This window comes from Micromonospora sp. CNZ285 (genome assembly GCF_004637285.1).
This window is the reverse complement of record NZ_SPQD01000001.1, coordinates 4498493-4511501: the sequence shown is the minus strand read 5'-3', so window position 1 is coordinate 4511501 and position 13009 is coordinate 4498493. Positions and strand designations below refer to the sequence as shown.

At 74.1% G+C, this 13009-nt stretch carries 14 protein-coding genes; 8 read left to right on the top strand and 6 right to left on the bottom strand.

Annotated features, from left to right (window positions below):
* The first annotated feature begins 57 nt into the window (after window positions 1-57).
* The 7 genes from CLT75_RS20415 to glmM all read left to right on the top strand — a co-directional run bounded on the left by CLT75_RS20415 (window position 58) and on the right by glmM (window position 5467).
* Window positions 58-753 carry a class I SAM-dependent methyltransferase gene (locus CLT75_RS20415; protein WP_135242048.1) on the top strand — a complete coding sequence of 232 codons (696 nt, stop codon included), beginning with the start codon at window positions 58-60 and terminating at the stop codon, window positions 751-753.
* 73 nt (window positions 754-826) lie between these two features.
* Window positions 827-1084, top strand: coding sequence for a DUF6364 family protein (locus tag CLT75_RS20410; RefSeq protein ID WP_135242047.1), 258 nt, complete (start codon window positions 827-829; stop codon window positions 1082-1084).
* Window positions 1074-1367 carry a type II toxin-antitoxin system PemK/MazF family toxin gene (locus tag CLT75_RS20405; protein ID WP_135242046.1) on the top strand — a complete coding sequence of 98 codons (294 nt, stop codon included), beginning with the start codon at window positions 1074-1076 and terminating at the stop codon, window positions 1365-1367. Before CLT75_RS20410 ends, CLT75_RS20405 begins: the two co-directional genes overlap by 11 nt.
* Before the next feature lie 122 nt (window positions 1368-1489).
* Window positions 1490-2857, top strand: coding sequence for an MFS transporter (locus tag CLT75_RS20400; protein WP_135242045.1), 1368 nt, complete (start codon window positions 1490-1492; stop codon window positions 2855-2857).
* A 209-nt stretch (window positions 2858-3066) separates the two neighbouring features.
* Window positions 3067-3510: a 50S ribosomal protein L13 gene (gene rplM / locus CLT75_RS20395; protein WP_018784601.1), complete on the top strand. Its 444-nt coding sequence runs from the start codon at window positions 3067-3069 to the stop codon at window positions 3508-3510.
* A 20-nt stretch (window positions 3511-3530) separates the two neighbouring features.
* Window positions 3531-3995, top strand: coding sequence for a 30S ribosomal protein S9 (gene rpsI / locus CLT75_RS20390; RefSeq protein ID WP_018784602.1), 465 nt, complete (start codon window positions 3531-3533; stop codon window positions 3993-3995).
* A 116-nt stretch (window positions 3996-4111) separates the two neighbouring features.
* Entirely contained in the window at window positions 4112-5467 is a 1356-nt protein-coding gene (glmM, locus tag CLT75_RS20385) for a phosphoglucosamine mutase (protein WP_013473666.1), read from the top strand.
* A gap of 35 nt (window positions 5468-5502) precedes the next feature.
* Here glmM and CLT75_RS33395 read toward each other — a convergent pair whose 3' ends face one another.
* From CLT75_RS33395 to CLT75_RS20370, 4 genes are all read right to left on the bottom strand, one after another.
* Window positions 5503-5805, bottom strand: a complete 303-nt coding sequence (locus CLT75_RS33395) for a hypothetical protein (protein WP_486485229.1) — start codon at window positions 5803-5805, stop codon at window positions 5503-5505.
* Between the two features lie 116 nt (window positions 5806-5921).
* Complete coding sequence (locus CLT75_RS33390) at window positions 5922-6398, bottom strand: PLP-dependent aminotransferase family protein (RefSeq protein ID WP_486485228.1); 477 nt, start codon at window positions 6396-6398, stop codon at window positions 5922-5924.
* The gene (locus CLT75_RS20375; RefSeq protein ID WP_135242044.1) at window positions 6395-7582 is read right to left on the bottom strand and encodes a pyridoxal phosphate-dependent aminotransferase; all 1188 of its coding nucleotides are present in this window, start codon (window positions 7580-7582) and stop codon (window positions 6395-6397) included. The genes CLT75_RS33390 and CLT75_RS20375 overlap by 4 nt, the downstream gene beginning before the upstream one ends.
* A gap of 31 nt (window positions 7583-7613) precedes the next feature.
* Window positions 7614-8588 carry an MmpS family transport accessory protein gene (locus CLT75_RS20370; protein WP_135242043.1) on the bottom strand — a complete coding sequence of 325 codons (975 nt, stop codon included), beginning with the start codon at window positions 8586-8588 and terminating at the stop codon, window positions 7614-7616.
* Window positions 8589-8860: 272 nt separating this feature from the next.
* Between CLT75_RS20370 and glmS the strand changes: the two genes are divergently transcribed.
* The gene (gene glmS, locus CLT75_RS20365; protein WP_135242042.1) at window positions 8861-10774 is read left to right on the top strand and encodes a glutamine--fructose-6-phosphate transaminase (isomerizing); all 1914 of its coding nucleotides are present in this window, start codon (window positions 8861-8863) and stop codon (window positions 10772-10774) included.
* 139 nt (window positions 10775-10913) lie between these two features.
* Here glmS and CLT75_RS20360 read toward each other — a convergent pair whose 3' ends face one another.
* Window positions 10914-12533, bottom strand: a complete 1620-nt coding sequence (locus CLT75_RS20360; protein WP_135242041.1) for an alpha/beta hydrolase — start codon at window positions 12531-12533, stop codon at window positions 10914-10916.
* A complete protein-coding gene (locus CLT75_RS20355; protein WP_135242040.1) occupies window positions 12530-12832 on the bottom strand; it encodes a type VII secretion target in 303 nt (100 codons plus the stop codon). The genes CLT75_RS20360 and CLT75_RS20355 overlap by 4 nt, the downstream gene beginning before the upstream one ends.
* Window positions 12833-13009 lie beyond the last annotated feature (177 nt).

Below are 13009 nucleotides of genomic sequence, written 5' to 3'. Positions count from 1 at the left end.
GAGACGCTCCGCAGGGCTTAGAATGTGGGACAACAATCTCATATAACGGGAGGCATGATGAGCGTGGCGGACGCGTTCGACGCGGTGGCCGGCAGCTACGACCAGGCCCGACGCCGCCTGGTGCCCTGCTTCGACGCCTTCTACGGCACCGCTGTCGAGGTGGCCGCGCCCCCGCTGCGCGCCGCGCTCGCCGCCGGGCGTACCCCCGAGGTGCTGGACCTGGGCGCGGGCACCGGCCTGCTGTCCCTGCTGCTGACCGCGGCCGTCCCCGGCGCCCGCCTGACGCTCGTGGACGGCGCCCCCGGCATGCTCGCGGTGGCCGCCGGGCACCTGGAGAAACGCGGCGTGGCGCACCGCACGGTCCACGCCGACCTCGCCGACCCGCTGCCCGCCGGGCGGTACGACGCGGTGGTGTCCGCGCTGGCCATCCACCACCTCGACGACGAGGGCAAGCGGGCGCTGTACGAGCGGGCCGCCGACGCGCTCGTCCCCGGCGGGGTGTTCGTCAACGCCGAGCAGGTCGCCGGGCCCACCCCGGCGCTGGACCACCGCTACGACGAGGTGTGGACGGCGCGGATCGCCGAGCTGGGCTCCGACGCCGAGGAGATCGCCGCCGCCCGGGAGCGGATGCGGCACGACCGGCCGGCCCCGGTGGCCGAGCAGTGCCGGTGGCTGGCCGAGGCGGGACTGGTGGACGTGGACTGCTTCTTCAAGGAGTGGCGTTTCGCGGTCTTCGGCGGCCGGCGTCCCTGAGGCCGCTGTCCGTTTCCACGATCGGTGACGACGGGGATGACTACCGGTCATACCGCTGGGTAGTCTTCCCGGCATGACCGCCAAGGTGACGCTGTCGTTCTCCGACGAGACGATTGAGGAGGCGCGCCGGTTCGCCAAGCGGGAAGGGCTCTCCCTCTCCGCCTGGATGGACCAGGCCGCCCGGGAGAAGGCGCTGCGCGAGGTCTTCACCGCGCACGCCGACGCGGTCAGCCGTGCCGGCCTGGACCTGGAAGCCGCCGCCCTGGCCGACGCCCAGGAGGCCGCGCTCGTCGACGACGCCCTGTTCGGCGGACGTCCGCGTGCTGCGTAGGGGCGAGGTCTGGCGCATCTCCGGCGCCCGGGAACGGTTCGGTCTTGTCATCAGCTCCGACGTCTACAACGCCACTGCGGTACCCATCGTGATCGTGGCCGAGGTGGTCGAGGAGTCGCTGCTGCGCGACTCGCCGCTCGCCGTGCGGATGGGCGCGTACGTGGTGATGCCCGACCGGATCTCCGCACCGATGAAGAAGTGGTTCACCGAGTGCGTGGACGTGGCCGACACCGAGACCATGCAGCGGGTCGGTCGAGCGCTGCGGATCCTCCAGGAGCTGTGACCTCCTCACCGGCGCCGTCCGGCGGACGTGCGGTCTCCGTTGCCGGGCCGACGCGCGCGGGGCACGCCGGGGAAACCACCGGCTGAGAGCGTCGCCTCGTCATCGACGAGGAGGAGTCGCCCGTGAGCACGCTCGTTTCCGCACCCACGCCGCCGCCGGCCACCACCGCCGGCCGGCTCACCGAATGGCGGCCGGAGGACCCGGCGTTCTGGGCGGCCGGCGGCTCCCGGGTGGCCCGGCGCAACCTGTACGTCTCGATCTTCGCCGAGCACGTCGGCTTCTCCGTGTGGAGCCTCTGGTCGGTGACGGTGCTGTTCCTGGGCCCCGAGTACGGCATCGACCCGGCCGGGAAGTTCCTGCTCACCGCCGTGCCGGCCGCGCTGGGGGCGGTGCTGCGGCTGCCGTACACGCTTGCCGTCGCCCGGTTCGGCGGCCGGAACTGGACCATCGTGAGCGCCCTGCTGCTGCTCGTGCCGGCGGTGCCGATGGCCGTGCTGATCGAGCCCGGGGTGTCGTACGCCACGCTGATGGTGCTGGCCTGCCTGTCCGGCGTCGGCGGCGGCAACTTCGCCTCGTCGATGGCGAACATCAACCTGTTCTTCCCGGAGCGGCTCAAGGGCCGGGCGCTGGGGCTCAACGCCGGCGGCGGCAACCTGGGCGTGCCGGCTGTGCAACTGGTGGGGCTGGCGGTGCTGGCGACCGCGGGCGCCGCGTACCCCCGGCTCGTGCCGGCGGTCTACCTGCCGCTGATCGTGCTGGCCGCGCTGGCCGCGGCCCGGTGGCTGGACAACGTGCCGGGGGCGCGCAACGAGCCCGGCGCGCTGCGCGCGGCGGCCCGCGACCCGCACACCTGGGTGATGTCGCTGCTCTACGTGGGCACGTTCGGCTCGTTCATCGGCTTCGGGTTCGCCTTCGGCCAGGTGCTCCAGCTCCAGTTCCACGACCGGTTCCCGACGCCCGTGGACGCCGCCTGGCTGACCTTCCTCGGCCCGCTGATCGGGTCGCTGATCCGGCCTGTCGGCGGTCAGCTCGCCGACCGGCTGGGCGGGGCGCGGGTCACGTTCTGGAACTTCGTGGCGATGGCCGCCGGCGCCGGGCTGGTGCTGTACGCGGCCCGGGAGCGCTCGTTCCCGCTCTACCTGGCCGGGTTCCTGGCGCTGTTCGTCTTCTCCGGCATCGGCAACGGCTCGACGTACAAGATGATCCCGGCGATCTTCCGGGCCCGGGCCGTCGCGGAGGGCGAGCTGACCGGCGACCCGGAGGCGGCGCAGCGGCGGGCCCGGCGTCTGTCCGGCGCGGTGATCGGCATCGCCGGGGCGGTCGGCGCCTCCGGCGGGGTGCTGGTGAACGTGGCGTTCCGGCAGTCGTTCCTGACCTCCGGCACCGCCGACGCCGCCTACCTGGCCTTCATCGCCTGGTACGCGCTCTGCTTCCTGGTGACCTGGATGGTCTACCTGCGTCCCGGGCCGCGTACGCTGGCCGGCGTGTGACCTGTGCCATGACGAACCCGCAGGCCACGCGCGGCGCGACCCCGTTTTGACCTGCCGCCGGGCGGCCGGGTATCGTTGCCTGCTGTTGTACGACATTCTTAGGCGTGCCGCATCAGGTACGCTTGGTCGTTCGTGCGCGCTGGTCCGGCTGGGTACTCCTGGTCACCTCGGCGCGCGACCCCAGACCGACGACGAGACAAGGTAGACCTGTGCGTACGTACAGCCCGAAGCCGGGTGAGATCGAGCGTCAGTGGCACGTCATCGACGCCTCTGATGTCGTGCTGGGCCGCCTGGCGACCCACGCCGCCACGCTCCTGCGTGGCAAGCACAAGCCGACTTTCGCGCCGCACGTCGACACGGGCGACTTCGTCGTCATCGTGAACGCGGGCAAGGTCGCGCTGACCGGCAACAAGCGTCAGACGAAGGTCGCTTACCGCCACTCCGGTTACCCGGGTGGCCTGAAGCGGGTCGGCTACGACGAGCTGCTGACCAAGCGGCCCGAGCGGGCCATCGAGCTGGCCGTGAAGGGCATGCTCCCGCACAACAAGCTGGGCCGTCAGATTCTCAAGAAGCTGAAGGTCTACGCCGGTGCCGAGCACCCGCACACCGCGCAGCAGCCGGTGCCGTTCGAGATCAAGCAGATCGCGCAGTGAGCGCGGGCGAAGGAAGCAGCATGACCGACATCACCGCCACCGAGGTCGCCCCCGAGGCCACCGAGGCGCCGGCGCCCGTCGCGCGCGCGCCCCGTGGTGACCGCCCGATCCAGACCGTGGGTCGGCGCAAGGAAGCCATCGTCCGGGTCCGGATCGTGCCGGGCACCGGCAAGATCACCTGCAACGGCCGCGACCTCGAGGCCTACTTCCCGAGCAAGGTGCACCAGCAGCTCATCAAGGACCCGCTGGTCACCGCCGAGAAGCCCGAGGCGTTCGACGTGATCGCCAACCTGCGTGGCGGCGGCACCACCGGCCAGGCCGGCGCGCTGCGGCTCGCCATCGCCCGGGCGCTGATCGTCAGCGAGCCCGACGACCGCCCGGCCCTGAAGAAGGCCGGCTTCCTGACCCGTGACGCCCGGGTCAAGGAGAGCAAGAAGTACGGCCTCAAGAAGGCCCGCAAGGCTCCCCAGTACTCGAAGCGCTGATCACCACAAGCGTCTTGTACTTCTGACGGACGGCCGGTTCGCCTCCCCCTTCCGGGAGGCGGACCGGCCGTTCCGCGTTTCTCCTCTCATCGGCAGTTCCACGGAGGTTGGCGGGTATGGGCCGGTTGTTCGGCACGGACGGCGTACGCGGGCGGGCGAACGCGGATCTCACCCCGGAGTTGGCGCTTGCGGTCGCGGTGGCCGCGGCCCACACGCTGGCCGAGACCGACAAGAGCCATCCGCCGCTCGCGGTGGTCGGCCGGGACACCCGGGCCAGCGGCGAGATGCTGGAGGCGGCGGTGGTCGCCGGGCTCACCAGCGCCGGCGCCAACGTGGTCCGGGTCGGCGTGCTGCCCACCCCGGCGGTGGCGTTCCTCACCGCCGAGGCAAAGGCCGACCTGGGCGTGATGCTCTCCGCCTCGCACAACCCGATGCCGGACAACGGGATCAAGCTGTTCGCCGCCGGCGGGCACAAGCTGCCCGACGAGATCGAGATGCGGATCGAGGAGGCGGTGAAGGCGAACGCCACCACCGCCTGGAAGCGTCCCGTCGGCGCCGGTGTCGGCCGCGTGCACGACCTGCTCGACGGCGCCGACCACTACGTGCAGCACCTGGTCGGCACCGTGCCGCACCGCCTCGACGGGATCAAGGTCGTGGTCGACTGCGCCAACGGCGCGGCCGCCGACGTCGCCCCGGTCGCCTACCGGGAGGCCGGCGCCGAGGTGATCGCCATCCACGCCGAGCCGGACGGGCTCAACATCAACGACGAGTGCGGCTCGAACCACATCGAGGCGCTGCGCGCCGCCGTGGTCGAGCACGGCGCCCACCTCGGCATCGCCCACGACGGCGACGCCGACCGCTGCGTCGCGGTCACCGCCGACGGGAACGAGGTCGACGGCGACCAGGTCATGGCGATCCTCGCGCTGGCCATGCGGGACGCCGGCGAGCTGACCCAGGACACTCTGGTCGCCACCGTGATGAGCAACCTCGGTCTCCGGCTGGCCATGTCCGAGCACGGCATCCGGCTGGTCGAGACCAAGGTCGGTGACCGGTACGTGCTGGAGGAGCTGCGCGCCTCCGGCCTGGCGCTCGGCGGCGAGCAGAGCGGCCACATCGTGCTGCCCGCGTACGCGACCACCGGCGACGGCGTGCTGACCGGCCTGCACCTGATGGCGCGGATGGCCGCCACCGGCACCTCGCTGGCCGAGCTGGCCGCCGTGGTCACCAAGCTGCCCCAGGTGCTGATCAACGTGCCGGTCGGCGACCGTACCGTCGGCGCCGCCGCACCGGCCGTCCGGGCCGAGGTCGAGCGCGCCGAGGCGGAGCTGGGCGAGACCGGCCGGGTGCTGCTGCGCCCGTCCGGCACCGAGCCGCTGGTGCGGGTCATGGTCGAGGCGGCCACCGAGGACACCGCGCGCGAGGTCGCCGAGCGCATCGCCGAGCAGGTCCGCACCGCCAGCCCGGTCGCCTGACCGACCCGGGGCCGCCTGCTCCTACGACCCGCCGGTCAGCTCGTCCGGACCCGGCGCAGGAAGCGGGCGGCCAGGTCGGCGATCGCGTCGGCGTCCAGCTCCTGGGCCGGCCCGGCCACGGTCACCTCGGCCAGCGCCAGCCCGGGCACCTCGGTGTCCCGCCAGCCGCCGACGAACCACGCGCCTTCCTCCTCGGCCAGCGCCAGGTTCGCCGCGTCCAGCGCGGCCGCCGGATACGGCAGCCAGAACCGGAACTGGTGGGTGTGCGGCGGCGCCGGGTACACCCGGGCGCCGGGCAGGGCGGCCAGCGCCTCGGCCACCACCCTCGCGTGCGCCACGTACCCGGGGAGGCGGGGCAACTCCCGGGTCAGCCCGGCGAGCGCTGCGAGCGCCGCCGGCCACTGCTGGAACAGCGTGCCGCCGTAGCGGTGCCGCCAGGCACGGGCATACCGGATCAGCTCCGCGTCGCCGGCCAGCGCGGCACCGGAGATGCCGCCCAGCGACTTGTAGAACGAGACGTAGCCACCTCGTCGGCGGTCGGGTTGCGCGGCGCGTTCGTGGTGCGTACCGCGCGTACGCCGGCGAGCAGCGCGTACGCGTCCCGCTCGTGCGTCAGCGGGTGGCTGAGCGGGTGCAGGCCGACACCGGCGCGGCCGGTCAGCTCCGCCCCGTGCCGCATGGCCACCTGCTGCGCCATCGTGCCCGACGGGAAGAACGCGGCGGCCTCCGCGCCGAGCAGCTCGGCGACCCGCAGCTCCAGCTCCGCCACCGGCCCGCCCTCGCCGTACAGGTCGGGCGGGTCGTCCCCGGCCACCTGATCGAGCGCGGCGAGCTGTTCCCGTACGGAGGCCGGGCGTACGCCGGAGAGCATCGTGTCGCAGCCGCGCTGGGCGGTGAACCGGCGCAGCCGCGTGGCCTGCTCGTCGCTCATCCGTCCGCCCGGAGCCGGCGCAGCCGGGTCACCGCCTCGGCCAGCACCTCCGGCCGTTTGCAGAACGCGAACCGGATCAGCCGGCGGCCGGCCTCCACGTCGTCGTAGAACACCTGCGTGGGCACCGCCACCACGCCGCAGCGCTCCGGCAGCGCCCGGCAGAACTCCACCCCGTCCCGGCCGCGCAGCGGCGTGACGTCGGCGGTCACGAAGTAGGTGCCCTCCGGCGCGAGCACGCCGAACCCGGCGTCGGCCAGCCCGGCGGCGAGCTGGTCCCGGCGGCGTTGCATGTCGTCCCGGAACCCGGTGAAGTACGCGTCCGGCAGCCCGAGCGCCACCGCCACCGCCGGTTGCAGCGGCCCGGCGTTGACGAACGTCAGGAACTGCTTCACCCGCAGCACGGCGGCCACCAGCGGCGCGGGCCCGCTCACCCAGCCGACCTTCCAGCCGGTGCAGGAGAACGTCTTGCCGGCCGACGAGATGCGCAGCGTCCGCTCCCGCATGCCCGGCAGCGTGGCCAGCGGTACGTGCGGCGCGGCGGCGTCGGTGAACACCAGGTGCTCGTAGACCTCGTCGGTGACCGCGTACACGTCGTGTTCCCGGCACAGCTCGGCCACCGTCGTCAGCTCGTCGGCGGTGAAGACCTTGCCGGTCGGGTTGTGCGGCGAGTTCAGCAGCACCAGCCGGGTACGCGGCCCGAACGCGGCGCGCAGCTCGTCCGGGTCGAACGCGTACCTGCCGTCGGGGCCGGGCCGTAGCGTCACCGGGCGGCGGACCGCCCCGGCCAGCGCGATCGAGGCGGCGTACGAGTCGTAGTACGGCTCGAAGCAGATCACCTCGTCACCCGGCTCGCACAACGCGAGGATGCTCGCCGCGATCGCCTCGGTCGCCCCGGCGGTCACCACGATCTCGCCGTCCGGGTCGTACTCCAGGCCCCAGAACCGGCGCTGGTGCTCGGCGACGGCGGCGCGCAGCGCGGGGATGCCCGGGCCGGGCGGGTACTGGTTGTGGCCGGTACGCAGCGCCTCGGCCGCGGCGGCGAGCATCTCCGGCGGGCCGTCGGTGTCCGGGAAGCCCTGCCCGAGGTTGACCGCGCCGGTACGCACTGCGAGCGCGGACATCTCGGCGAAGACGGTGGTGCCGAACGGCCGCATCCGGGCCACCAGGGGATCGGTCGTCGTCACGGCGGCCAGCCTACGGCCCGCCGCCGAGTGCTCACCAGCCGAAGCAGGTCGCGCCGTACTCGCCCGAGTCCTTGGAGACGACCTTGCCGTTGACGGTGATCCGGCAGGTCACGTCGCCGGACGCGACCGGGCTGGCGATGATCTGCACCCGCTCGCGGTCGTTCGCCGTGAAGCTCAGCCGCCAGGGCGTGTCCACGGCACCGGGCTGGTGGAAGTTCGCGTCCGCGTCGTAGAACTGCACCTCGGCCTCGCCGTCGGTGGCTGTCACCTCGTACAGCACCGTGAACCTGCCGGGCCCGCCGGACGGGGTGGTGGCCGGCCGGGCCGGGGGACCGGTGGGCTCGTCGGCCCACCCGTCGGGCTCGCCGTACAGCGGCCCGTCGTACCGGTCGCCGGAGGCCGTTCCGTCGTCCAGGCCCCGGCCGAGGAAGGACAGCCCGACGCAGCCGCAGACGATGATCGCCAGGACGGTGACGAGGCCGATCACCAGGCCGGCCACCCAGCCACCGCCGCCACCGCGGCGCGGCGGCATGCCCGGATACGCGTACGGCGGCGGGTAGGGGCCGGGTGGGTAGGACCCGGCTTTGTAGGGGCTGGGCGGGTAGGCGGCCGGTGTCCAGGCCGGCTGTGCCGGGAAGTCCGGGACGCCGGGCTGGGACGGCCACCCGGGCGTACCGGGGACGTGCGGGTCGCCGGAGGCCGGTGGGACCGGCGGGCGCGGCGTGGCGGCCGGGTCGGCCGGAGCCGCCCACCCCGGTTCGCCCACCGGCCGTCCCGTACCGCTCGGTGGCATGGCCGGGCCGGTTCCGGCGGACGCGCTTTCCGGGCCGGTGGCCGCCCAGGGGCTCGGAGCCGGCGGCGGCGACCAGGGCTCGGGCGGCGTCCACGGCTGCGGGGCGGCCAGCGGGTCCGGCGGCGTCCAGGAGGAGGGCTGCGGCGTGGCCGGCGCGGCGGTCGGGTCGGCCGGTCCGGGGGCCGGTTCGGGGGAGGGGGTCGTCTCGGACATGGGCTCAGCTCACAGGGGTACGGCGCGGACGACCGCGGAACGGTGGGGCCGGGGGACGGCGCCCGGCCTCAATGTAGGCGGTGGCGACCAGGCGTGCGGTCCCGGCCGGCGGTCCGCGCCCCGCGTACCGAACCGGTCCGGACGGGCGGAACGACCTGCATGGTGCTTTGTCCGGTAATCGCATCCTCGACGCTCGGTTCGCTCAAATTCAGTGATCGTTAACCGCCTTTCCGAGCACGCACGATGAGCGAAACTCGGTTAGGCTGCGGACCATGTGTGGAATCGTGGGTTACGCCGGTGCGCGCCCGGCGCTCGGCATCGTGCTTGACGGACTGCGGCGTCTCGAATACCGCGGCTACGACTCGGCCGGTGTCGCCGTGGTCTGCGAGGACGAGCTGCTGACCGAGAAGAAGGCCGGCAAGCTCGCGAACCTGGAGAAGGTCCTCTCCGAGCGCGCGGCCGACAACCCCGAGGACTGCGCCGCCAGCCCGATCGGCATCGGCGACGGCACCACCGGCATCGGCCACACCCGCTGGGCCACACACGGCGGCCCGACCGACCGCAACGCCCACCCGCACCTCTCCCCGGACGGCCGCGTCGCGGTGATCCACAACGGCATCATCGAGAACTTCGCGAAGCTCCGCGCCGAGCTGGAGGACGAGGGTGTCGAGTTCGCCAGCGACACCGACACCGAGTGCGCCGCGCACCTGATCGCCCGCGCGCTGGCCGACCTGCGCTCGGCCGGTGAGACAGACAGCCCGCAGCTCCTCGCCGCCGCCATGCGCGTGGTCTGCGGGCGCCTGGAGGGCGCGTTCACGCTGCTCGCCGTCGACGCCGGGATCCCCGGCGCGGTGGTCGGCGCCCGGCGCAACTCGCCGCTCGTGGTCGGCCGGGGCGACGGCGAGAACTACCTGGCCAGCGACGTCGCCGCGTTCATCGAGCACACCCGGGACGCGGTCGAGCTGGGCCAGGACCAGATCGTCCTGATCACCCCGGACAGCATCGACATCACCGACTTCCACGGCCAGCCGGCCAGCGGCACCGACTTCCACATCGACTGGGACTCGTCGGCCGCCGAGAAGGGCGGCTACGACTGGTTCATGCTCAAGGAGATCGAGGAGCAGCCGCAGGCCATCGCCGACACGCTGCTGGGCCGGCTCACCGAGACCGGCGAGATCGCCCTCGACGAGGTCCGCCTCAGCGAGCAGGACCTGCGCGACGTCGACAAGATCTTCATCGTCGCGTGCGGCACCTCATACCACGCCGGCCTGGTCGCCAAGTACGCCATCGAGCACTGGACCCGCATCCCCTGCGAGGTGGAGCTGGCCAGCGAGTTCCGCTACCGCGACCCGGTGCTGGACCGCTCCACGCTGATCGTGGTGATCTCGCAGTCCGGCGAGACGATGGACACGCTGATGGCGCTGCGCCACGCCAAGGAGCAGAAGGCCCGCGTGCTGGCGATCTGCAACACCAACGGCTCGACCATCCCGCGCGAGTCCGACGCGGTGCTCTACACCCACGGCGGTCCGGAGATCGCTGTCGCCTCCACCAAGGCGTTCCTCACCCAGGTCGTCGCCTGCTACCTGATCGGCCTGCACCTGGCCCAGGTGCGCGGCATCAAGTTCGCCGACGAGGTGGGCGCGGTGGTGGCCCAGCTCCAGGAGATGCCGGGCAAGCTGCGGGAGCTGCTGGACCGGATCGAGCCGGTCCGCGAGCTGGGGCGCGAGTTGAAGTCCGAGCCGACGGTGCTGTTCATCGGCCGGCACGTGGGCTACCCGGTGGCGCTGGAGGGCGCGCTGAAGCTCAAGGAGCTGGCGTACATGCACGCCGAGGGCTTCGCCGCCGGCGAGCTGAAGCACGGCCCGATCTCGCTGATCGACCAGGGCACGCCGGTGATCTGCATCGTGCCGTCGCCGGTGGGCCGGGGCATGCTGCACGACAAGGTCGTCTCCAACATCCAGGAGGTACGCGCGCGCGGCGCCCGCACCATCGTGATCGCGGAGGAGGGCGACCAGGCGGTGGTCCGCTACGCCGACCACCTGATCTACGTGCCGCGTACGCCGACGCTGCTGGCGCCGCTGGTGACCACGGTGCCGTTGCAGGTGCTGGCCGCCGAGATCGCCGCCGCCCGCGGGCACGACGTCGACCAGCCCCGGAACCTGGCCAAGTCGGTCACTGTCGAGTAGCCGATCTCGTCCACGGTCCCTCCGCCCGCACCACGGGTGGAGGGACCGCATCGTCTCCGGCCAGCCTCGCGGGCGGTCGCCGAAGGGCGGGGACGGCCGCCGGAGGGCCGCAGGCGGTCGCCCGAGGGGCCGCGGGTGGTCATCGGCCCAGCACGATCCGGGCCATCCCGTCCAGCGCCGGGTTGTCCGGGTCCCAGTAGCCGGTGTGGCCGCGCGGGGCGCTCGGGAAGCGCCGGCCGCCGAAGCCCGGCGCGCTCGGGTCGGCGCCGAACCAGAGCCGCTCGCCGGGCCCGTCGAGCACGGCGAGCGCCGGGCCGAGTGGCGTACCCGCGAGCAGCGCGCGGCGGGCCAGCTCGTCCGGCGGGCGGGCCAGCCGGATCACGTCGTCCGGCGCGGTCGACGACCAGACCTGACCGGCGGGCATCCGCAGGTCGGCGGCGTGGTCCACGCCGACCCCCGGCGAACCGACGAAGACCAGCGCGTCGGCGCTCAACCCGTGGTCGCGGGCGGCGGCGCCGACCACGAGCGAGCCGTAGCTGTGCCCGAGCACCGTCTGCCGGGCCGGCGGGCCCTCGTGCGCGGCCCGCAGCCCGTCCTGGAACCGGTGCAGCGCCGGGCCGGCGTCCTCGGCCTGCCGGGTGCCCGCCGCCTCGGTGAGGAAGTCCGGCGCGTCGTAGTCCAGCCAGAGCACCGCCGCCGCCTCCTCGCCCGGCCCGAGCGCCGCGCATCGCTGCAACACCCGGGCCGCGCGGCCCAGCTCGGCCGGCGCGTCGGCGAGATCCGAGGTCATGCCCGGGACGTACGTGAGCACCGAGGCGGCGCGGTCCGGGTTGCCGAGCGCCACCACCGCGCGGCCGTCGCCGGCCGGGTCGAGCCCCAGCAGGTACGCCCGGGGCGCCCCGCCCGCGGCCAGCCGCTCGGTGAGCCCGTCCAGCCCGCGCAGCGCCGCCTCGACAGCGGCGAGCCGGACCCGGCGGGACGCATCCAACGGCCCGGCCGGAAGCGGGTGCAGCAGCGCGAGCCGCCGTACGAGCAACCGCTCCCGCCGGTCATCGAGCAGCAGCCGGTTGGCCTGGTCCCGGGCGGCTGCCGGTACGCCGTCGAGGCGCCCGATCCGGCCCGGTTCCCGCCCCACCAGCCAGCGCCGCTCGGCCGCGCTCAGACCGGCCCACCAGCGGCTCACCTCGGCCGGCCCGGCACCGGGCCCGGGTCGCCACGCGGGCGGGACGCTGACCCAGCCGCGTACCGCGGCGGTGGTCAGGTCCGCCAGCCGGCCGGCCGCCTCCCGGTCGGCGGCACCGGCGAGTGCCAGCGCGCCCCGGATCCCGGCCCGCGCGTGGACCACCGCCGGTCCGGCCTGCGCCACCGGCCGCGCCGGGTCGGGCCGGACCGCGCCGGTGCGGTCGACGAGCAGGCCACCCGACTCGGCGCGGGCCACCTCGGCGCCGAGCCGGGCCTTCGCCGCGCCCAGCCGGGCGCCGAACTCGGCGAGCACCTGGTCGACCTCGACCAGGGCGGGCAGCACGTCGGTGAGGTCGGTGCGCAGGTCCCCGATCCGCCGTTGCGCCGCCGTCGCGGCGGCACCCGACCACCCGGGGCGGAGCGTGCCGATCCGGGCGGTCAGCGCGTCGGCGCGCTGCCGTACCGGCGTGGTGAGGCCCCGCCACGCCGCCCCGGCGGTGGACCAGGCGCCCGGGTCGGCCCGCCAGAGCTGCGCGTAGCCGACCGGCGCGGCGGCGTCGGCGGATCCGCCGCTCACCGGAGCACCCCGGTGAGGCGGCGGGCGGCGCGTTCGTCGACCGCCTCGTAGCCGTCCGCGCCGTGGCGCAACGCCTGAGCGGTGTCGGCCACCCGGGCGCCGAGCGCGCCGGACCAGCGCCGCACGGCCGACTCCAATTCGGTCAGCGCCACCGCGGATCGCCAGCCGTCCGGCGCCGCCACCAGCAACGACTCCGGTGCCGCGCCCGGCCCGCGGGCCAGCCGGTACGCGTCGTCGGCCAGCTCGCGCGCCACCGATCGCAGCAGCTCCGGATCGACGTCGAACGGTTTCTCCACCACGTGCCCTCCCTCGCCCGGCGCCACCGGCCGGCTCCGGACACCGGGACGCTAGGCGGCACCAGGAAGTGGTCGCCGACCCCTGTGGACAACGGTCCGGGTTATCCACAGGGCTTGTCCGCCGGCCGGTCCGGGGCGCGTACCGCCGGTAGGGTGAGGCCGTGATCGGGGGAGCCGCGA